22 protein-coding genes are annotated in these 19,537 nt (G+C 64.2%); 7 read left to right on the top strand and 15 right to left on the bottom strand.

Annotation, left to right across the window (positions count from 1 at the left end):
- The first annotated feature begins 133 nt into the window (after nucleotides 1-133).
- Complete coding sequence (locus K1X15_RS14310; protein WP_220304291.1) at nucleotides 134-1,030, top strand: branched-chain amino acid aminotransferase; 897 nt, start codon at nucleotides 134-136, stop codon at nucleotides 1,028-1,030.
- Between the two features lie 89 nt (nucleotides 1,031-1,119).
- On the opposite strand, the gene K1X15_RS14305 is transcribed toward K1X15_RS14310, so the two are convergent.
- From K1X15_RS14305 to K1X15_RS14250, 12 genes are all read right to left on the bottom strand, one after another.
- Nucleotides 1,120-1,566 (bottom strand): molybdenum cofactor biosynthesis protein MoaE, encoded by a 447-nt coding sequence (locus K1X15_RS14305; RefSeq protein WP_220304290.1) that lies wholly within the window; start codon nucleotides 1,564-1,566, stop codon nucleotides 1,120-1,122.
- A 1-nt stretch (nucleotide 1,567) separates the two neighbouring features.
- The gene (locus tag K1X15_RS14300; RefSeq protein ID WP_220304289.1) at nucleotides 1,568-1,819 is read right to left on the bottom strand and encodes a MoaD/ThiS family protein; all 252 of its coding nucleotides are present in this window, start codon (nucleotides 1,817-1,819) and stop codon (nucleotides 1,568-1,570) included.
- Nucleotides 1,816-2,382 carry a CDP-diacylglycerol--glycerol-3-phosphate 3-phosphatidyltransferase gene (gene pgsA, locus K1X15_RS14295; protein ID WP_220304288.1) on the bottom strand — a complete coding sequence of 189 codons (567 nt, stop codon included), beginning with the start codon at nucleotides 2,380-2,382 and terminating at the stop codon, nucleotides 1,816-1,818. Before pgsA ends, K1X15_RS14300 begins: the two co-directional genes overlap by 4 nt.
- A gap of 279 nt (nucleotides 2,383-2,661) precedes the next feature.
- On the bottom strand, nucleotides 2,662-3,735 hold the full coding sequence (locus K1X15_RS14290; protein ID WP_220304287.1) for a 3-deoxy-7-phosphoheptulonate synthase: 1,074 nt from the start codon (nucleotides 3,733-3,735) through the stop codon (nucleotides 2,662-2,664).
- Between the two features lie 348 nt (nucleotides 3,736-4,083).
- Entirely contained in the window at nucleotides 4,084-4,587 is a 504-nt protein-coding gene (locus K1X15_RS14285) for a pyridoxamine 5'-phosphate oxidase family protein (protein WP_220304286.1), read from the bottom strand.
- A 92-nt stretch (nucleotides 4,588-4,679) separates the two neighbouring features.
- Nucleotides 4,680-5,480 (bottom strand): ABC transporter permease, encoded by an 801-nt coding sequence (locus K1X15_RS14280; RefSeq protein ID WP_220304285.1) that lies wholly within the window; start codon nucleotides 5,478-5,480, stop codon nucleotides 4,680-4,682.
- 2 nt (nucleotides 5,481-5,482) lie between these two features.
- Nucleotides 5,483-6,280 (bottom strand): ABC transporter permease, encoded by a 798-nt coding sequence (locus K1X15_RS14275; RefSeq protein WP_220304284.1) that lies wholly within the window; start codon nucleotides 6,278-6,280, stop codon nucleotides 5,483-5,485.
- Complete coding sequence (locus K1X15_RS14270) at nucleotides 6,277-7,281, bottom strand: ABC transporter ATP-binding protein (RefSeq protein WP_220304283.1); 1,005 nt, start codon at nucleotides 7,279-7,281, stop codon at nucleotides 6,277-6,279. Before K1X15_RS14270 ends, K1X15_RS14275 begins: the two co-directional genes overlap by 4 nt.
- Before the next feature lie 63 nt (nucleotides 7,282-7,344).
- Complete coding sequence (locus tag K1X15_RS14265) at nucleotides 7,345-7,698, bottom strand: YciI family protein (RefSeq protein WP_220304282.1); 354 nt, start codon at nucleotides 7,696-7,698, stop codon at nucleotides 7,345-7,347.
- Nucleotides 7,699-7,781: 83 nt separating this feature from the next.
- The gene (gene corA, locus K1X15_RS14260; protein ID WP_220304281.1) at nucleotides 7,782-8,792 is read right to left on the bottom strand and encodes a magnesium/cobalt transporter CorA; all 1,011 of its coding nucleotides are present in this window, start codon (nucleotides 8,790-8,792) and stop codon (nucleotides 7,782-7,784) included.
- A 64-nt stretch (nucleotides 8,793-8,856) separates the two neighbouring features.
- Nucleotides 8,857-10,740, bottom strand: a complete 1,884-nt coding sequence (gene uvrC / locus K1X15_RS14255) for an excinuclease ABC subunit UvrC (RefSeq protein ID WP_220304280.1) — start codon at nucleotides 10,738-10,740, stop codon at nucleotides 8,857-8,859.
- Nucleotides 10,737-11,525: an SDR family oxidoreductase gene (locus K1X15_RS14250; RefSeq protein ID WP_220304279.1), complete on the bottom strand. Its 789-nt coding sequence runs from the start codon at nucleotides 11,523-11,525 to the stop codon at nucleotides 10,737-10,739. The genes uvrC and K1X15_RS14250 overlap by 4 nt, the downstream gene beginning before the upstream one ends.
- 181 nt (nucleotides 11,526-11,706) lie before the next feature.
- Here K1X15_RS14250 and K1X15_RS14245 point away from each other — a divergent pair, with 181 nt between their 5' ends.
- Nucleotides 11,707-12,027 (top strand): hypothetical protein, encoded by a 321-nt coding sequence (locus tag K1X15_RS14245; RefSeq protein ID WP_220304278.1) that lies wholly within the window; start codon nucleotides 11,707-11,709, stop codon nucleotides 12,025-12,027.
- Between the two features lie 92 nt (nucleotides 12,028-12,119).
- The gene (locus tag K1X15_RS14240; RefSeq protein WP_220304277.1) at nucleotides 12,120-13,052 is read left to right on the top strand and encodes a DMT family transporter; all 933 of its coding nucleotides are present in this window, start codon (nucleotides 12,120-12,122) and stop codon (nucleotides 13,050-13,052) included.
- A gap of 54 nt (nucleotides 13,053-13,106) precedes the next feature.
- Here the strand turns inward: K1X15_RS14240 and K1X15_RS14235 are convergent, their stop codons facing one another.
- Together K1X15_RS14235 and K1X15_RS14230 are read right to left on the bottom strand one after the other, a co-directional pair.
- Nucleotides 13,107-13,571 carry an SH3 domain-containing protein gene (locus K1X15_RS14235; protein ID WP_240549498.1) on the bottom strand — a complete coding sequence of 155 codons (465 nt, stop codon included), beginning with the start codon at nucleotides 13,569-13,571 and terminating at the stop codon, nucleotides 13,107-13,109.
- Between the two features lie 105 nt (nucleotides 13,572-13,676).
- On the bottom strand, nucleotides 13,677-14,099 hold the full coding sequence (locus K1X15_RS14230; protein ID WP_220304276.1) for a MarR family winged helix-turn-helix transcriptional regulator: 423 nt from the start codon (nucleotides 14,097-14,099) through the stop codon (nucleotides 13,677-13,679).
- A 241-nt stretch (nucleotides 14,100-14,340) separates the two neighbouring features.
- Here K1X15_RS14230 and K1X15_RS14225 point away from each other — a divergent pair, with 241 nt between their 5' ends.
- From K1X15_RS14225 to hemH, 3 genes are all read left to right on the top strand, one after another.
- A complete protein-coding gene (locus tag K1X15_RS14225; RefSeq protein ID WP_220304275.1) occupies nucleotides 14,341-15,240 on the top strand; it encodes a LysR family transcriptional regulator in 900 nt (299 codons plus the stop codon).
- A gap of 9 nt (nucleotides 15,241-15,249) precedes the next feature.
- Nucleotides 15,250-16,917 (top strand): HoxN/HupN/NixA family nickel/cobalt transporter, encoded by a 1,668-nt coding sequence (locus K1X15_RS14220; RefSeq protein ID WP_220304274.1) that lies wholly within the window; start codon nucleotides 15,250-15,252, stop codon nucleotides 16,915-16,917.
- A gap of 99 nt (nucleotides 16,918-17,016) precedes the next feature.
- Nucleotides 17,017-18,039, top strand: a complete 1,023-nt coding sequence (gene hemH / locus K1X15_RS14215; protein ID WP_220304273.1) for a ferrochelatase — start codon at nucleotides 17,017-17,019, stop codon at nucleotides 18,037-18,039.
- A gap of 32 nt (nucleotides 18,040-18,071) precedes the next feature.
- On the opposite strand, the gene K1X15_RS14210 is transcribed toward hemH, so the two are convergent.
- Nucleotides 18,072-18,440, bottom strand: coding sequence for a hypothetical protein (locus K1X15_RS14210; protein WP_220304272.1), 369 nt, complete (start codon nucleotides 18,438-18,440; stop codon nucleotides 18,072-18,074).
- A gap of 432 nt (nucleotides 18,441-18,872) precedes the next feature.
- Between K1X15_RS14210 and K1X15_RS14205 the strand changes: the two genes are divergently transcribed.
- Nucleotides 18,873-19,367: a hypothetical protein gene (locus K1X15_RS14205; protein WP_220304271.1), complete on the top strand. Its 495-nt coding sequence runs from the start codon at nucleotides 18,873-18,875 to the stop codon at nucleotides 19,365-19,367.
- The last annotated feature ends 170 nt before the right edge of the window (nucleotides 19,368-19,537 follow it).

Here is a 19,537-nt window from a genome sequence, read left to right as displayed (position 1 = left end):
CCCTCCATCGGCGCCGCCGTTTCGTCTTATCCCAAAGCCATTCCGGTTTGCCAAGGGTATGACCCTGAGGCATGATTGACGAAACGGTCGGTTCAGCAAGAACGGCGCCAGCACGGATTTTCGGAGAGGAACAATGGCAGGCCTGCCCATGGACCAGCGCGATGGCTGGATCTGGTTTGATGGCGAACTCAAACCCTGGAAGGACGCGAAGGTGCACGTGCTGACGCACGGGCTGCACTATGCCAGTTCCGTATTCGAGGGCGAGCGCGCCTATGGTGGGGAAATCTTCAAGTCCCGCGAACATACCGAGCGGCTGATCCGCTCGGCGGCGACGCTCGACATGAAGCCCTTCCCCTATTCGGTCGACGAAATCGAGGCGGCCAAGCAATTGGTGCTCGAGAAGAACAATCTGGTGGACGCCTATGTCCGCCCCGTCGCCTGGCGCGGTTCGGAGGAGCTCAGCGTTCCTGCCCGCAAGAACAAGATCCATGTGGCCATCGCCGCCTGGGTGTGGCCGAGCTATTTCTCGGTCGAGGAAAAGCTCAAGGGCATTCGCCTCGAATGGAGCAAGTGGAAGCGTCCGAGCCCCGAGACCATTCCGTCCTCGGCAAAGGCTGCGGGTCTCTACATGATCTGCACGCTCTCGAAAGACGCGGCCATGGCCAATGGCTTTGCCGATGCCCTGATGCTGGATTATCGCGGCTATGTGGCGGAAGCCACCGGCGCCAATGTGTTCTTCGTCAAGGGCAAGGAGATCACGACGCCGACGCCGGATTGCTTCCTCAACGGCATCACGCGGCAGACGCTGATCGCTCTGGCCAAGGAGAACGGCTTCACCGTCACCGAGCGGCACATCATGCCCGAGGAGCTGAGCGAGTTTGACGAATGCTTCCTCACCGGCACGGCGGCCGAGGTGACGCCGGTGTCGCTGATCGGGGAGTACAAGTTCACCCCGGGCGACGCCTGCCGCACGCTGATCGACGCCTATTCGGCGGCGGTGCAGCCCAAGAAGGCGGCGGCAGCGGAATAAGTTTCGCTGGTTTTGCGTTTGAGAAGGCCGGGCAGGGATGCCCGGCCTTTTCTGTTGGGGTTTGTCGCAAGCCGGCGGGTGAGGGGGCCTTACCGGCTCCACCGCTCCCGTGCCGCGTCGTCTTGTGATTTTGCCTCAACCCAACGCAATCCGTTCGGCGTCTCTTCCTGCTTCCAGAACGGCGCGCCGGTTTTCAGATAGTCCATGAGGAACTGGGCGCCGTCGAAAGCAGCCTGGCGGTGGGGGGCGAGCGTGGCCACCATCATGATGGTTTCGCCCGGCACAAGGCGTCCATAGCGGTGGATGACCTGGGCATCGATGAGACCGAAGCGGGCGCTCGCCGTGTCGGTCATGGCCGCAAGCTCATTCTCGGCCAGTTCGGGATAGCATTCGAGGATCAGGGCGGTGATCGGGTCTTCGGGCTTCGAGCGGACGATGCCGGTAAAAGTCACCATGGCGCCGGCCCCGGTATGGGCGGCCTGGAAGGCATTGGCCTCGGTGCCGGGGTCGAAGGGGTCTGTGGTGACGCGGATCATGTCAGCCGCCGGTCATGGGCGGCAGGATGGCGACTTCGCGGGCGCCCGCGATGGGGGTGTCCCAGGGGACGATGCGCGCATCGCGCGAGAGCTTGAAGATAGCCGGGTTGGACATGGCGAGGTCCAGCGCTTCGTCCCGGGCGCGGAGCCAGGTCACGAGGTCGGCCAGGGTGACGATTTCGGGTGGCGGTGAGACCTCGTCGCTGGCGCGGTTGAGGCGCTCGCGCAGCCAGGCGAAGTAGAGCACCTTCATTTGCCGATGCCCGACAGATGCGGCCAGGAGGCGCGGAGATAGGCCCAACCGGTCCAGAGGGTGATGGCGCCCGCGATCCAGAGGACAACGTCCGACGCGAGCGCGAGGCCGGGGACGATGGCTTCGGCGAGGACGAGGCCCAGTGCCACGAGCTGGATGGTGGTCTTCCACTTGGCGAGCCGGGTGACGGGCAGCACCACGGTCTTGTTGCCGAGGAATTCGCGCAGGCCCGGAATGAAGGTCTCGCGGAAGAGGATGGCGATAGCAGGTATCAGGTCGAGCGCAGACAGGCTGCGGTCCCAGGCGAGCACGGCTATGAGGATGATGACGAGAATCTTGTCAGCGATGGGATCGAGCATGCGCCCGAGATCGGAATACTGGTTCCACGCCCGGGCGAGATAGCCATCGACCCAGTCGCTGACGGCGGCGGCGATATAGAGAAACAGCGCCACCGAACGCGCCGCCGGAGCACCGGACATTACCAGGGCCGCGATCGGGATGATCGCCGCGATGCGGGCGATAGTGATGATATTGGGGACGAGGAAGAGTGGGTTCCGGTTCATGGCGCGAGAGAACAGCACGGCGGGGGAGGGGTCAAGGACCTCTTTCCATCTCTCAATTGGGAGAGGGTGGGGCGCGCGAGTCCGGAGACGGGTGAGGGATTGTCCGAGGCCGGGATTGGTTGGGAAATTGCGCACCCCCACCCTGCTCGATTCAACGGACTTCGCGAGCCAAGTCCTATCTCACTTCCCTCCCCACATGGGGGAGGGAGACGATGAACACTGGCGCCTCAGTCCTGCGCCTCCCTCCCCTTGATGGGGAGGGACCGAGGGTGGGGTGGCCTATGCCACCGCCTTCTTGTTCACTTCGCGGCGCTTTTCGACGGCGTCGGCGAGATGGCGGAGGGCAGTGACCGTGGTGTCCCAGTCGATGCAGCCATCGGTGATGGACTGGCCATAGACCAGCTCCTGGCCGAGGACGAGGTCCTGACGGCCGGCCACGAGATTGGATTCGACCATGACGCCGACGATACGTTTGTCGCCATTGGCCAACTGCGAGCCGATATCGGCGAGCACCTGCGGCTGAAGCTCGGGCTTCTTGGAGGAATTGGCGTGGCTGGCATCGATCATGATGGCCGGATTCACGCCGGCCTTGATGGCGGCCTGGGCGGCAGCCTCGACGCTGGCGGCATCGTAATTCGTGGTCTTGCCGCCCCGGAGGATGATGTGACAGTCCTCGTTGCCAGTCGTGGCGGCAATGGCAGAGCGTCCGTCCTTGGTGACGGCCATGAAATGATGCGGCTGGGACGCCGAGAGCACGGCGTCCAGCGCGATCTTTACATTGCCATCGGTGCCGTTCTTGAAGCCGACCGGGCAGGAGAGGCCGGATGCCAGCTCGCGGTGAATCTGGCTTTCGGTGGTGCGCGCACCGATCGCGGCCCAGGAAACGAGATCGGCGATATATTGCGGGGTCGTCATGTCCAGGAACTCGCAGGCCGCAGGCAGGCCCAGATTGGCGATGTCGAGCAACAGGGTGCGGGCGGTGTGCAGACCCTGGGTGATGTTGAAGCTGCCATCGAGATCGGGATCGTTGATCAGGCCCTTCCAGCCCACGGTGGTGCGGGGCTTTTCGAAATAGACGCGCATGATGATCTCGAGCCGGTCACCCAGTTCTTCGCGCAGGGCGACGAGGCGGTTGGCATAGTCCATCGCCGCCTTGGGGTCATGGATGGAGCAGGGGCCGACAACGACGGCGAGGCGATCGTCCCGACCGGCCAGGATATTGTGGACGTCGTGGCGGGCAGCAATGACGGTGCGGGTGGCGGCATCGGTGCGGGGATGAGTGCGCATCACCTCGATGGGGGTGGGCAGCGGCTTTATTTCGGTGATGCGCAGGTCGTCGGTGGATTTGAGCATTTCGTCGGTCCTCGGGTTTTGTGACGCGAGGGGCCAACAAAAAAGCCGCCTCGGAAGTCGGGCGGCTGGCTTGCGATTTGGTGGTCTTTTCTGGGGTCAGATCACACGCGCGCAATAGCCTCCGCCGGGAGCGGATAGCTAAAGTACCAATAAAAGGTCGCTGCGTTGATCATGGGCGTGAAGCTAGCCGAGGATTGGGGGACTGTCGAGTCCCCACTTTGGTAGGGGTGGTTGGGTTTGGCGGCTGACACGGTTCCGCCCTCGGGTTTGACCCGAGAGCCTGCTGCCAAACCCCTTGCGTTGTGAGTGGCCCCCGGGTCAGGCCCGAGGACGGCACGGTGGTTGTAATTAGAGCCGCGCCTTGCCGGTATCGCCCATGTCGGGCTTGGCGCTGGTGGCGGCGGCGGTGAGCATCTTGGCAGCAGAGACAAGCATGTTGGGGCTATCCCAGACCTCGCCGTCGTCGGGAACGACCTTGAGCAGGCGAATGGATGGATCGCTGGCATCGTCCCACCAGGCCTTGTCGAACTTGCTCCAGAGCTCCTCGATTTTGGCGCGGTTGTCGGAAATCTCCGCTTCCCCGGCAATGACCACATATTTGTGGCCGCCATTGTCGGCCCAGGCGAGGGAGACATGCGGGTAATTCTCGATCTCGGTCAGCTTGTGGCCTTCCAGGTCGGTGAGGAAATAGATGGCGTGCTCATCGCGGCGGACGCGGGCCGACATGGGGCGGCTGCGCTGCTGGCTACCGTCCCAGGTGGTGAGCATGCAGATGTCGATCTTGTCGGCGAGGTCCCAGATGCGGTCGATCGCCTCCTGGGGCGAGAGGGTCTCGTTGTTGCGGTCTGTCATGGTGGCGCTCCTTGATGCTGTGCAAGGAGAACGGGCCATGCGGCGGCGAGTTGCCGGGCAATGGCACCTTGCCGATCACTTGTGCGCCAATGTTAGCCGCCGGCGCCCTGGTAATTGCGCAGGCAGTGGCGCCAATGGGCCATGGCGACGAGCACGAAGAGCGGTCCGATGGCGAGGGAAGCGGGCCCGGCCCAATCGCCCAGGATGGGCACGGGCTTGCCCAGGGCCACGGCGGTGGGGATGAATGCGAGGAAGCCGAGCGGTGCGAAGGTGATCATCATCACCTGCAGGGGCACGGGGAAGATATTGAGCGGATAGCGCGCCAGTTCCCAGAAGCCGAAGAAGATCGCGAACAGGTGCCGCGAGCGGACCCAGACAAGGGCGGTGGCGCCGATCATGGTCATGAGCGCGGCCGTGAGCATGGCGGCGCTGATTAGGGCGGCGGCGAAATAGGCGATGAGGCCGGGGCTCCAGTCGAGCCCGAGGCTGCCCAGCGACCAGGTCATGAGCGCAATGGCGAGGCCTATGTGGCCGGCATATTCGATATTGAGGCCGGAAAAGGCGAGGAAGGTCCAGGGGCCGATGGGCTTGACGAGAATGGCGTCGAAGGTGCCGAGCCGGACTTTCTCCTCCATGTCGCGGAACTGCACGAAACTGAGCGAGGCGCCCAGGGCATAGGCGAGAAGGTGGAAGGCCAGCAGCAGGGCCATCTCGGTCCAGTTCCATCCGCCCAGGTTTTCGAAGCGGGTGATGATCAGGGCAATGGAGGCATAGGTGCCGGCATAGCCAATGGCCTGGGCCACCCAGCCGATGAAGAGCGCGCCGCGATACTGCATATGCGTGCGTACATGGATGCCGACGAGATGGGGCAGGACGCGCAGATAGTGGAGCATGTTCAGCCTCCCTGCACGATGAGCCGATGGCGGGCGCGGGACCAGAGCCAGGCGAGGAAGCCGCCCAGCACGACCAGCCAGACAAGGCCCAGCCCCAGATGCAGGAGCGCCGCGGGAAGGTCGAGTTTTCCCAGATAGACCGCGCTGGGATAATAGCTGACCCAGGCAAAGGGGAGCTTGCCGAGGACGGCAGCCAGTGGCGCCGGCATGAACCAGAGCGGCACGATGGCGCCGGAGGCGACGGCCATGATGCCGCGCAGGAACCAGTCGAGCGCGAAGGCCGTAAGAACCCAGAAGGCCAAGAGGCCGATGATCGTTGCGATCAGGAACAGCATGACCCAGGAGATCGCCCAATAGAGAAGAAACAGCATCGCATGGGCGGCGCCGGCAGGCGGCAGCAGGCCGACGGTCAGGGCGACGATGACGAGGACCGGCAGGGTGATGGTGAGCTGCTCGAAGGCGCTGTTGCCCAATTGGTTGAACAGCAGCAATCCGGGATAGTGCAGCGGCTTGAGCAGGTAAGCGGTGACATTGCCGGTGCGAATGGCCTCGCCGACATCGCGGATGAAGGGTGTGGTGTTCCAATGCAGCAAGGGGCCGGCGATCAGCACATAGGTGACCATGTCGGGCAGCGTGACCCCATCGACACTGCCGGTGCTGGCGAAGGCCGCGGTCCAGACGGCGATGAAGGCGAAGGTCGCCACCAGTTCACCGAACACGCCCGACCAGACCTGATTGCGATAGGCCAGCCGGGACTGGAATGCAGTGGCGGTGAAGGCGGGATAGGCGCTCAGTCTCATGACGCCGGCCCGGCGAGGTTCGGCTTGTTCTGGTAGAAGGTGCGGATGACCTCCTCGATGTCGGGCTCTTCAAGCTTGACGTCCTGCAGACCGTGTCCGCGGCCGACTTCGTTGAGGACGTCGATAAGCGAGACGGCTTCGTCCTCCAGGATGAAGTGTTTGGCCGCGCCGTCATCGGCCGCCAGGGTGGCGGTGGTCAGCGTGATCGGGCCGGGATCGGTGGCGAATTCCAGTGTCAGGCGGCGGCGCGAGCCGAGGCTGGCGCGCAGACGTTTCAACTCGCCGTCGAACAGCAGCTTGCCATCGTCGACCATGATGAGGCGGGGGCAGATTTCCTCGATGTCCACGAGGTCGTGAGTGGTGAGGATGATGGTGGTGCCGCGGTCGCGATTGATCTCGGAGAGAAATTTTCGCACCGCATCCTTGGCGACCACGTCGAGACCGATCGTAGGTTCGTCGAGAAACAGGATTTTTGGGTCGTGCAGCAGCGCCATGGCGATCTCGGCGCGCATGCGCTGGCCGAGGCTGAGCTGGCGCACGGGGCGATCGAGAAAGGATGCCATGTCCAGCATGGTGGTGAGATAGGCGAGGTTGTCGCCGAAGCGGGCCTCGGGGATGTCGTAGATGTGGCGATTGAGATCGTAGCTGTCGCGCACCGGCAGGTCCCACCAGAGCTGGCTGCGCTGGCCGAAAACGACACCGATCTCGGCGGCATTGGTCATGCGATGGGCATGTGGTTCACGGCCCAGGACCGAGAGCGTGCCGGCACTGGGGGTGAGGATGCCGGTCATCATCTTGATCATGGTCGATTTGCCAGCGCCATTGGGGCCGAGATAGCCGACGGCCTCGCCCGGCTCAATGGCAAAGGAAACGCCGGCGACGGCGCGGATTTCCGTATAGTCGCGCGAGAACAGGCTCTTTATGGCGCCGCCGAAGCCGGACTGGCGCTTGAGCTGGCGAAAGGTCTTGCCCACGCCAGCGGCTGAGATGATCGGTGCCATCGGTGGCGCTCCCCTTGGGACAGGGAAGCTAGCCGATTCTTCGTTATGTGTGCGGCTTTACGCTCAGCCGGCCATGTTGAACTGCTGGAGCTGCAGGATGGTCACCTCGCCGTCCCATTCGGGCCAGTACTTCCGGTGCAGGTCGACAAAGCGCTCCGTCCAGTTGACGATTTCGGCGTCGCTGTCGAGCTCGTAGACCGCGTAGCCGCCGACCATTTCCTTGGCCTCGGCAAAGGGACCATCGGTGACCATCTGGCCCTTGCGGGTGGTGACGGTGCCGGCCAGAGCCATGCCGCCGGTCTCGGTCATCTTGGCGCCGGCCTCCATGCCGAGCTGGACGATCGCGCCCATCAGTTCGGCAGGCGGATTGGTGGCCACTTCGGGATTGAGCGTCTTGACCATGGTGATGAATTTCATCGGTATCTCTCCTGTGGGGGATGCCAGAGCGACGAACGAGACCTGGCAGGTTCGACACTTTTTCGATGGTGGACGAAGGATCGTTAGAGCCAGCCGCTTTTGCGCAGGCGATAGTAGAGGGTGAGGCAGATGGTGGTGACGGCCCCGAGAACAACGACGTAGCCGTATTGCCACTTGAGCTCGGGCATGAACTCGAAATTCATGCCGTAGATGCCGGCGACGGCGGTGGGGACAGCCAGAATGGCCGCCCAGGCGGCGAGGCGGCGCGAAATGTGGGTCTGCTGCACTTGCCCCGCCATCATCGAGGCTTCAAAGGCGAAGGCCAGCACTTCGCGCAGAGCGTCGATCTCGTCCTGGACACGATGGATATGGTCGGTGACGTCGCGGAAGAGGGGTTGCATGGAGGCTTCGATGGGCCGGACTTCGACCCGCTGCACCCGGCGGCAGACGTCGACCAGGGCCGAAGCGGCGTTGCGCAGGCGCAGTAGGTCGCGACGCAGCATGTAGAGGCGCATGACCTCGGACTGGCCCAGTTCACCGGCCACGACCTTGTCTTCCACCTCTTCGACTTCGGCGTTCACCGTTTCGAGCACCGGCATGTAGTTGTCGACGATGAAGTCGAGCAGGGCATAGAGGATGTAGTCCTCGCCATGCGACAGGACCGTGGGGCAGGATTCAGCGCGCTGGCGCACGGGGGCATAGGAAGTCGAGGCGCCATGCCGGACCGAGACGATGTAGCCCTTGCCCACGAAGATATGCGTTTCGCCGAAGCTGATGCGGCCATCGACCATGTGGGCGGTGCGCGCCACAATGAAGACGCAGTCGCCATATTGCTCGAGTTTGGGCCGCTGATGAGCCTTGCGGGCATCCTCGATGGCCAGTTCATGCAGGCCGAACTGCCTCTGAACACGGGCAAGAAGTGCTTCGCTGGGTTCCAGAAGGCCGATCCAGACGACGTGGCCGGGGCGGGTCGCCCAAGCGCCGGCGTCATCAACATCGATATCGGCCAGGCGCTGGCCATTGGCGTAGACACTGGCGGCAACGACTCCGGGTTCGAGCGCGGGCCGATCCTCGACAGGAACTGCATGCAACATCGTGACCTCCTCCCCTGGAGCGGAGAGAGTGTAGGCCTTTCAATGCGCTAGAGCCAGCCCGGCATCAGCCGCTGCGGTTGAAATGATCGTAGATCAGCTGCGCCATGGCCTTGGAGATCGTCGGCACGGCTTCGAGGTCGGCGAGGGAGGCGCGGGAGACGGCCTTGGCGGAGCCGAAATGGTGGAGCAGGGCGCGCTTGCGGGCCGGGCCGATGCCCTCGATCTCGTCGAGCGGATTCTTGACCACGTCCTTTTTGCGGCGGGCGCGGTGGGTGCCGATGGCGAAGCGGTGGGCTTCGTCGCGCAGGCGCTGGACATAGTAGAGAACAGGATCGCGGTGCGGCAGCATGAAGGCGTCCTTGCCTTCCATGAAGAACTTTTCGCGGCCCGCGTCGCGCTCTTCACCCTTGGCGATGCCGATGAAGGTCACTTCGCGTGGCAGGTTCAGTTCGGCAATGACCTCGCGCACGGCATTGAGCTGGCCGGCGCCCCCGTCGATGAAAACCACGTCGGGCCAATCGGGCATGCCGGTCTGCTCGTCTTCGGCGTCGGTTTCGCTTTCGGTGGCGAGGCGCGAGAAGCGGCGCGTCAGCACTTCGCGCATCATGCCGAAATCGTCGCCGGCGGAGATGTCCGACTTGATGTTGAAGGTGCGGTAGTGCTTCTTGGAGAAGCCTTCCTCGCCCGCAACGACCATGGCGCCGACCATGTTGGTGCCGGAAATGTGCGAGTTGTCATAGACCTCGATGCGGCGCGGCACGTCTTCGAGGCCGAAGGTCTCGGCCACGCCTTCAAGCAGGGTGCGGTTGGACGCGCCTTCGGCCAGCTGGCGACCAAGGGCTTCGCGGGCGTTGTTGAGGGCGTGATTGACCAAGTCGCGCTTTTCGCCGCGCTGGGGCACCTCGATGCGGACCTTGCGACCTGCGCGCGAGGAGAGCGCTTCCTCGATCAGCGTCGGTTCGGTCATCTCGTGGCTCAGGAGAACGAGCCTGGGCGGCGTGCGATCCTCGTAGAACTGCACGATGAAGGCCTCGAGCACTTCGGCATCGGTGAGACTGTCATCGGCCTTGGGGCGGAAGGCATGATTGCCCCAGTTCTGGAAGGCTCGGAAGAAGAAGACCTGTACGCAGAACTGCCCGCCCTCGTGGTGGATGGCGAAGACGTCGGCTTCTTCCACCGAGCGGGCCGTTGCGTCACCCTGGGACTGGACAAGGGCCAGAGCAGAGAGACGGTCGCGGATCAGGGCGGCGCGCTCGAAATCGAGGTCCTCGGCGGCCTTGTTCATGTCGGCCTGGAGATGACTGCGCACGGCGTCGGATTTTCCAGACAGAAACTGGCGGGCGTCTTCGACCAGCTCGGCATAGCCTTCCAGGCTGATCTCGCGGGTGCAGGGACCGGCGCAGCGCTTGATCTGGTATTGCAGGCACGGGCGGGTGCGGGCGGCGTAGAAGCTGTCCGAGCAATTGCGCAAGAGGAAGGCCTTTTGCAGGCTGGCAATGGTGCGGCTGACGGCGACCGCAGAGGCAAAGGGGCCGAAATAGTGGCCCTGGCGCCGGCGCGAGCCGCGATGCTTGGTGAGTTCGGGTGCCTCGTGGTCGGTGGCGATCAGGATATAGGGAAAGCTCTTGTCGTCGCGCAGCAGGACGTTGAAGCGCGGCTTCATCCGCTTGATGAGGTTGGCTTCGAGCAGCAGCGCTTCGGATTCGGTCTCGGTGCGCACGAATTCCATTGAGACGGTCGCGGCGATCATGCGCTGGATGCGGACCGGCAGGCCCTCAGGGCGGGTGTAATTGGTGACACGCGCCTTGAGGCTGCGCGCCTTGCCCACATAGATCACGCCACCTTCGGCATCGAGCATACGATAGACGCCGGGGGCCGCGGGGAGGGTGCGGACGAAAGCGCGGATGACCTCCGGGCCGGAGGGGGGCGAGGCGGTGGTCTCGGTCATGATCGTGGCGTGGGCCCGCGACGGGCGGGGTAGCTCAGATGCTGGCCGCCATCGAGAGCCAGCATCTGGCCTGTGAAGGAGGGCATTGAAAGGATGTTGAGGACCCCCTGGGCGATGGCCTCGGGGTCGGCATGCCGCTTGAGCGGCAGGTTGTCGACAGATTGATCGAACTCGGCCTGAGACTGGCGCGCATGGGGCAGGACCGGGCCGGGGCCGATGGCATTGACGCGGATGGCCGGCGCCAGCGATTGCGCCAGCGTCTGGGTGGCGGTCCAGAGGGCGGCCTTGGAGAGAAAATAGCTGAAATAAGCCGGGCTTGGGCTCAGCACGCGCTCGTCGATGATATTGACGATATTGCCGTTGACGTTGGCCGGAAGCTGGGCGGCGAAGTCGCGGGCAAGAAAGACCGGCGCTTCGGCGTGCACGGCGAAGTGCGCGTCCCACAGGGTTTCGTCGATATCCTGGGCGCTATCCGGTTCGAAAGTCGAGGCGTTGTTGACAAGGACGGTGAGCGGGCCGAGCAGTGCCGCGGCGCGCGCGACCAGCGTCCTGCGCTGGGCCCGGCTCGCCAGATCTGCCTTCAGGATTTCGGCCCGGCCTCCCTCGGCGCGGATGCGAGACCGCAGTGCCCGGGCGCCTTCGGCATCCGAACGATAGTGGATAATGACACCGTGGCCCGCCCGTGCGAGCGCCGATGCGATCGCCGCGCCGATGCGGTCGCCAGCCCCGGTGACGAGGGCGACCGAAGCGGGCCGATTCGAAAGGGATTTGTTCGTCTTGGACATCGGGCGGACCATAGGCCGGAACGGGGGGCGGCATCAATCAGGCTTGCGTGATAGCCGGGCATAGGCGAGCGGGTTGACAGTCCCTGGCAGCAGGCTTTGGGGCTTTGCCCCACCCCGAAACAAGCGTAGCCTGACAGCGTTGCGGAGCGGGAGGTTCCGCACAAAAAGAAGGGGGACTAGCATGGACGTCATCGTGCCCATTCTGGTGCAGTTGATCGCCGGCGGCGCCGGAGGCAACGTCATCGGCCAATTGGCAAAGCAGCTCAATCTCGGAACAGCCGGCAATTCGCTTGTCGGTGCGATTGGGGGGCTTGCCGGAACCTGGCTTGCCGGCATGATTCCCGGACTGGATTCACTGGTGGGTGCAGCCACCGGTGCGGCTGGTTCGGCAGGATCTCTCGACCTGGGGGCCTTGGCCGGCCAGGGAGCGACCGGCCTGATTGGCGGCGGCTTGCTGACCGCCATTGCCGGCCTGATCAAGTCCGCCATGTCAAAAAGCTGAGCGGTCGAAGGCCCGATTTTCAAACCGGGCGCGTTCGCATAGGTTTGAGGCGCCCCGCCAGGTTTGCGGGGCGTTTCGATTCGAGTGTTTCCATGTCCGCGATTGCCGGTGCTTCGCGTCCCGACCAGGTCGGGCGCGCCATCATACTCACCCTGATCACCATCGGCGTTTTCGGCGTTCAGGACGCCATCGCCAAGATACTGGTGCAGGACTATTCGCCGTTTCAGATCACCATGATGCGCTATTGGGGCTTTGCGGCCTTCGCGCTGTTCCTGGTGGCGCGGCAGGCGCCATTGCGCCAGGCCCTGCGATCACGCACGCCCAGGCTGCAGATCCTGCGCGGCGTGCTGCTGATGGCCGATATCTGGTTTTTCGCGCTGGCGCTGAAATCGGTGCCGCTGGGGGAATTGCAGGCCATTGTCATCGTCTATCCGCTGCTGGTGACGGTGTTTGCCATTCCCATCCTGGGCGAACAGGTCGGCGTGTTCCGCTTTGCCGCAGTGCTGGCGGGATTTGTCGGTGCGCTGATCATAATGCGGCCAGGGGGCGTGCCGCTCGACTGGGGCGTCGGCTTTGCGCTGGCTTCGGCCTCGCTCTATGCGCTTTATATCGTCGTGACCCGGAAGGTGGCGGCCATCGACAGCGCGGCGACCAGCATGACCTATGCGGCGCTGGTTGGCCTGGTCCTTTCGGGCGGTGTCGGCGTGTTCTTCTGGCAACCCATGGGGTGGGGTGATTTCGCCCTGGTCGTGATGGTGATGGCGACCACCTGCGCCGGCCACGGGCTGATGACGATCGCATTGACCATGGCCCCGGCCAGCGTCCTGCAGCCGTTCAACTATTTCTCACTGCCCTGGGCCATCGTGCTCAGCATTGTGGTTTTCGGGCAATGGATTGATCCGGTATCCCTGTTCGGTGCCGGCGTCATTGTGGCGGCGGGACTGGTGGTGATGGCCCGCGAGCGCAGTAGGCGCGTGCCCAAGGTTGCCGAAGAAGCAATACCCGGCGGCGAGCTGGGCAGCTGACAGAACGATGAAAAACGCCGCCCCGAAGGGCGGCGTTTGCTGAATGGTCGGCGCTCAGTTGCCGATGCAGAAATAGCCGTTGGGGCCGTTGAAGCAGATGCTGCCGTGCGAATTGCCGGGATAGTTCGGCCGCGGGCGGGGGTGCGGATCCCAATGCGGCGGGCGTGGCGGGTTCGGGTCCCAATGTGGGGGACGAGGCGGGCGCGGGCGGTTCCAGCCATCGTCCCATCCGTGATCCCAGTCGTCGTCCCAGCTGGGGCGGCCGCTGCGCAGATAATTGGCCGAGACCCAGCCATCCGGACCGCGCTTTTCCACGAAGCACCAGCTGCCGCGGCAATATTGCACGTCGACAACTTCCCCGCGGCGCAGGGTATCGACCACGCGGAAGCCGGTGCCGGGGCCGGAGCGCACATTGACATTGCCGGAGGCAACGGCCGGCGCAGCCGAGGCGGCCATGGTGGTGGCGATGACGGCCATGGTCGCAAGGCCGGCGGTGATGAGTTTTTTCCTGAGGGTCATGGGAGAGGTCCTTTCCCTATGGGTGGCATCGATGCCTTGACCCCACAAAAGCGCATTGCGCATGAACCCAAGCTGAACAGAACCTTAAGGAAAGCGGCCGTGTGATCAGAAGCGCAGCAGGTCCACGAAGCGGCCGAGCGCTTCGGCAAACTTCTTGCGCTGCTTGGGCTTGAGCTCACCCATCAGGGCCTCTTCGAGCTGCGCCCAGTGATCCGCGAGGGCGTTGCGGATGCGCACCCCTCGTTCGGTCAGTGCCAGGCCCGGTTCGAGTTCGGGGCCGACGGCCTGGCGGGTGATGAAATCGCGGCTGGCCAGGCGTTCGATGCGGGCGGACAGCATGTCTGCAGTCAGTCCCAGTTCCTCGGCCAACTCGGCCTCGGTGGTGCCGGAACGACCGAGCACGAACAGCACCGCATCGTCGCCCGGTTCGAGACCCTTCTCGACCACGGGCACCAGCAGCGCCTTGTGCGCGAGTTGACCGGCTTCGATGAGCCGATAGAGCGCGGAGCGGGAAGAGGGTCTGGACATAGGCGGGAAAATAGTCCGATCTCCTTGTCGCCGTCGATTGGGCATCCATCCTATCGTTAATCGCTCAACGACCAAGGGGCGTTGTTGTTCACCCGGTGCAGATGAGTTATGCGTCCATGGCCCCATATCGGGCGGTCCGTCGTGCGTCATCGGACGGCGGGGTGCCTTGTCTCAGACCCGTTTCCGAAGTGAAGGTGGACCTCACTTTTGCCGGAAGCGCTCCGGATCGAACGGACCCGTCATGACGCAGGATATTTCCCGCATCCGTGCCTTTGTGCAGGTGTTCGATGCTGGCGGCTTTTCCGCCGCGGCGCGCCAGCATGGCCGCTCGAAGGCGCTGCTCAGCAAATATGTCACGGACCTCGAGGACTATCTGGGGGTCCGGCTGATGAACCGCACCACGCGGCGGCTGAGCCTGACCGAGGCGGGTGAGGCCTATTACCGCGAAGCATCGAGCCTGTTGCAGCAACTTGACGATCTCGATGCCACTATTGCGGACCAGCAGACCGAGCCGCGGGGCATGCTCAGAGTGTCCGCCCCGCGCAATTTTGGCGAGAGCACGCTGGCACCGGCCATCTTCGCATACCTGGCCAAATATCCCAGGGTAACGCTCGATCTCAGGCTCGAAGACCGCTATGTGGACCTCGTGGACGAGGGGATCGATGTGGCGCTGCGCATATCGACGCTCGCCGATTCCTCGCTGATTGCCCGCAAGATCGCCGATATGCACGTGGTCGTGGGCGGTGCACCGTCGCTGATCAGCCGAGTCGGGACGCCCCGGCACCCAGAGGATCTGCGCCATCTGCCCTGCATCGTCGATGTGAACCTGCAGGGGCAGTCGAACTGGCGCTTCACCGAGGAGGGCAAGACCATCTCGGTACCCGTGGGCGGGCCGTTGCGCGTCAATTCGCCCCTGGCAGCGCGCACGGCAGCCATCATGGGTCTTGGATTTGTCGTATTGCCCTCCTATCTGGCCGAGCCGGCGGTCATTCGGGGCGAGCTTGTGCCTGTGCTGGCGAATTACCTGCCGACCGGGCAGACGCTTCAGGCCGTCTATCCGCATCGGCGGCACCTGGCCGGCAAGGTGCGGGCGTTGATCGATCATCTGGTGGAGTGGTTTGCCACCCATCCCATCCACTAGGGGCAGGACGTGAACAGGTTTTCGGGGTGGTTGATCGGTGCGGCGCTCGGCCTGGTCGGGCTTGCCCAGCCCGCATTGGCGCATCCCCATATCCTGATCGATGCCAGCACGACGATCACCTTCGATGATGCCGGACGGGTCGCAGCACTGCACCATAGCTGGACATTCGATACCGCCTTTTCGGTGTGGATGGTGCAGGGGCTCGACACCAATGGCGATGGCGAGGTCAGCCCGGACGAGATGCAGGAGCTGGCGGACGAGAACACTACCAGCCTCGCCGATTTCGGCTTCTATACCTATGCCGGCGATGCCATGGCGTTCGAGGCAGTCGGAGACCAGGGCATGGTCTATCGCGACAACCGGGTAACGCTGGATTTCTCGATTGCGGCCAAGACCCCGCAGGCGTCTGGCGAGCGCTTCGAACTGGGCGTCTATGACCCAGAATACTACGTCGCCATCACCGTCAATTCCCCGGCCGACGTGATCCTCGAGAACGCTCCGCCGGGGTGCTCGGTGGTGCTGGAGCCGCCGGTGCCCATGTCGCCCGAGGTCGAGCGGCGTCTCTATGAACTGGGACCTGAAGTGCTCGAACTGCCGCCGGACCTGGCAGCGGCGATGCGCGGAACGCAGGGCCTGGTGGTGGTCTCTTGCGGGGCGACAGCGCCCGCTGCCACGGCGATGGACGCGGTCAATCAGGTGGCCGCGGCGCGTCCTGCTGCCCCGTTCGGTGGGCCGCCACCCGAAGTGGGCATCACCCTGCCGCGCACCGGCTTTTTTGGCTGGCTGCAGCAACAGCAGCGCGATTTCTATGCAGCGTTGACGGCATCGCTCGATGCCTTGCGCACGGACTGGACGGCCTTCTGGGTGCTGGGAGGGCTGAGCTTTCTCTACGGTATCCTGCACGCGGCCGGCCCCGGCCATGGCAAGGTTGTCATTTCCTCCTATGTGCTGGCCAATGAAAGCCAATTGCGGCGCGGGGTCGCCCTCAGTGCGCTCTCGGCGCTGGTGCAGTCGCTGGTCGCCATCGGTTTCGTGCTGGTGCTGGCGGGTGCGCTGAACCTGACGAGCGCGGCACTGGGGGAGGCGGCGCATTGGGTGGGCGTCATCTCCTATGGCATGGTGGCGCTGCTGGGCCTGTGGCTGGTGCTGCGCAAGCTGTTCGGCTGGGGGCATCACCACCACCATGACGACATGGCGCACAAGGCGCATGCCCATCTGCACGCGGACCATGATCATGGGCATGAGCATCATGAGCATGAACACCATTCCGATCATGGACCTTCCGTTTCCCACGCTCATGGCCATGACCATCATGGGCACGAACGCAGCATGCACCACGCGGTGGGGCCCGGGGATATCCGCGGCGGCTGGCGCGAGCAGCTGGGGGTGGTGCTGGCGGTCGGGATGCGACCGTGCTCGGGGGCGCTGATCGTCCTGGTCTTTGCCCTGTCGCAGGGATTGCTGGCCGCCGGCATCGTGGCGGTGCTGCTGATGGGGCTGGGCACCGCGATCACCGTGGCGACGCTGGCGACCATCGCAGTGGGCGCCAAGGGCCTGGCGCGACGGATCGGCGGGGCCGACAGTGCGATGGCCGGCGCCGTCGTCTGGTGGGCCGAACTGGGCGGCGCGGCGGCGGTTCTGGGCTTCGGCATAGTGCTGCTGATCGCCAGCTTCTGATCCGGATCACCCCGATCAGCGCGACCCATCGCCGCTTTGCGTTGGGTCTGCAAATCAGTAAGGTGCCGCCAAACTGGAACATTTCCAAACTGGCCCCCGATGTCCGCTGTGCTTCCCCCCGACCATCCGCCCGTGCCCCAGCAGAAGATCGGCGTGTTGCTGCTCAATCTGGGGACGCCCGACGCCACCGATTATTGGAGCGTGCGGCGCTATCTCAAGGAATTCCTCTCCGACCCGCGGGTGATCGAGACCAACAAGTTCATCTGGTGGCCGATCCTCAACCTCGTCATTCTCTCCTTCCGGCCGCAGAAGAGCGGGCATGCCTATGCCCAGATCTGGGACAGGGAGAAGAATGAAAGCCCGCTCAGGGTCATCACCCGGGAGCAGACGGAAAATCTAGCAGAGCGGCTCAAGGGCGAGGATATCGTGGTGGAATTCGCCATGCGCTATGGCAATCCGTCCACCCAGAGCGTGCTCGAAAAGATGCAGAAGGCGGGGTGCCAGCGCATCCTCCTGGTGCCGCTCTATCCGCAATATTCGGCGACGACGACGGCGACGGCCAATGACAAGGCCTTCGATGCGCTCAAATCCATGCGCTGGCAGCCGGCGGTGCGGACGGCGCCGGCCTATTTCGACGACCCGGCCTATATCAAGGCGCTGGGCGACTCGATCCGCGATGGTGTCGCCGCGCTCGATTTCGAGCCGGACCTGGTGATCACCTCCTATCACGGCATGCCGGTGGAGTATCTGCAGAAGGGCGATCCGTACCATTGCCAGTGCTTCAAGACCACGCGGCTGCTGCGCGACTATCTGGGCTGGGACAAGGACCGGCTGATGGTCACCTTCCAGAGCCGGTTTGGACCGACCGAATGGCTGCAGCCCTATACCGACAAGACGCTGGAAGCCCTGCCGGGCAAGGGCGTCAAGAAGGTGGCCATCCTGGCGCCGGCCTTCCATGCCGACTGTATCGAGACGCTGGAAGAGATCGCCATGGGCGGCAAGGATAGCTTCATGGAAGCGGGCGGGGAGAAGTTCGCCTATATTCCCTGCCTCAATGCCTCGCCCGGCGGCATGGATTTTGTCGAGACCATGGTGCGGCGCGAGCTGAGCGGGTGGCTCTGACACCTCTCCCCCAGAGGGAGAGGTGAAGCGCGTTACCACCCCGGGCCGACAAAGTCCGGCGGGGTGACGTTGACCAGGCCCCGGCCGACGATATAGCTGCGCTCGACCCAGCCATAATCGGGGATGCGGCACCATTGGGTGGCGCCATTGGGCCAGAGCGGGTGGCCGGCATCGCCGATCCAGCTGCCCCGGTCGCTGTCGCTATCGGTCTGGGTGCAATAGTCGATGGGGATTTCCTCGCCCTCGCGCACATAGCCGAGGATCTCGAAGCGGTCATCGGGCCCGGCATGGACGGGAATGGTGCCGCCCGAGACGCGGGCCGTGACGGTGAGCGCCAGAGCGGGCGCGGCAAGGGTGGCGGCGGCAAGGGCGGCGATGGCAAGGCGGGCGAGGGCGCGCATTTGGGCCTCCTGGGTGGTTTTCTCCCGCATGCCGGATGGGTGTGGCCTTTGCAAGGCGACCCGGAGCCGTGGCTATGGCCACAGGGGCCTTGCGGGCACGGGTAAGCGCCGGCCGGCGTGATCGCCTCCGGTTGCGAGATGGACGGTCCCGAGGGGCGTGCGTCTCAGTAAGTTCTAGTAGATAGAGACGTCGCCGCCTCGGGACACCGGTTTTTCGTAGAGGACTCCGGTCCCCATTGACCGCTCGTCGCAGGGTGACCGTTTCCTGGACGCGCAACTGGAGCGACCCAGTTACGCCCGGCTCCCCCCGCAAAGTTCGCTGCAGTTCGTCCGCGCGGGAGTGATGGGGGCAGTATGCGGGCGGATTTGGACCCGGGGATATCTTTTTGCTGGGGCGCGGATAGTATCGGCCCGAAGGCGTGGGAGGCGCAATTGGGACAACACTCTGCTGCATATGCCTTGGGACTGCTGCTGGCGCTGACGGGCGCGGCCGGGGCGCAGGAGCCGGAGAAAATGCCGCTGGGCTGGTTTCTCGAAGAGTTCGAAAGCGCGGGCCTGACCGATATCTATCTCTACTGGCTGGATCCGGCGGCGGGTGGGCCGCTGCTGCAAGTCTCCTGCCAGGAAAAATGGCCCGACGTCGTGGTCAGCGCCTATATGGACGCGCCGGCGAACGCGCCGAAATCAGTTGAGCTGGTCGATGGCGACACGCGGCAGGGGCTGGATTTCGTCAGCAGCGGCACTGTGGACGGGCGTTATTCAGCCGGAGGCGTCACCCGGTTCACGCCGGAGGTGATGGATATCCTGTCCGGGCAGTTTTCGGTGGCGGTCGATGGCGTGGAGCAGGGGCGCTATTCCACCAAGGGCGCGGCGGACATGTTCGAGCGACTGTTTGAAGCCTGTCCAGTCAATGGGGACGGGACCTAGGGGCGCTGCCTTGAGTTGACCCCCAACTCTTCTCCTCCCCCTGACAGGGGGAGGCCGGGTGGGGGTTCTAGTACCGCACCCCGCGCTTTGCCACGATCTGCGCGATCTTCGAGCCGGGCCATAGGCGAATTCGCTCCGGTGGAGCGAATTCAGGTGAGAAGGCCATGAGC

The organism is Devosia salina, from assembly GCF_019504385.1.
Lineage (GTDB): Bacteria > Pseudomonadota > Alphaproteobacteria > Rhizobiales > Devosiaceae > Devosia > Devosia salina.
Note: the sequence above shows the minus strand (reverse complement) of the source record. Positions and strands in the feature narration are given on the sequence as shown.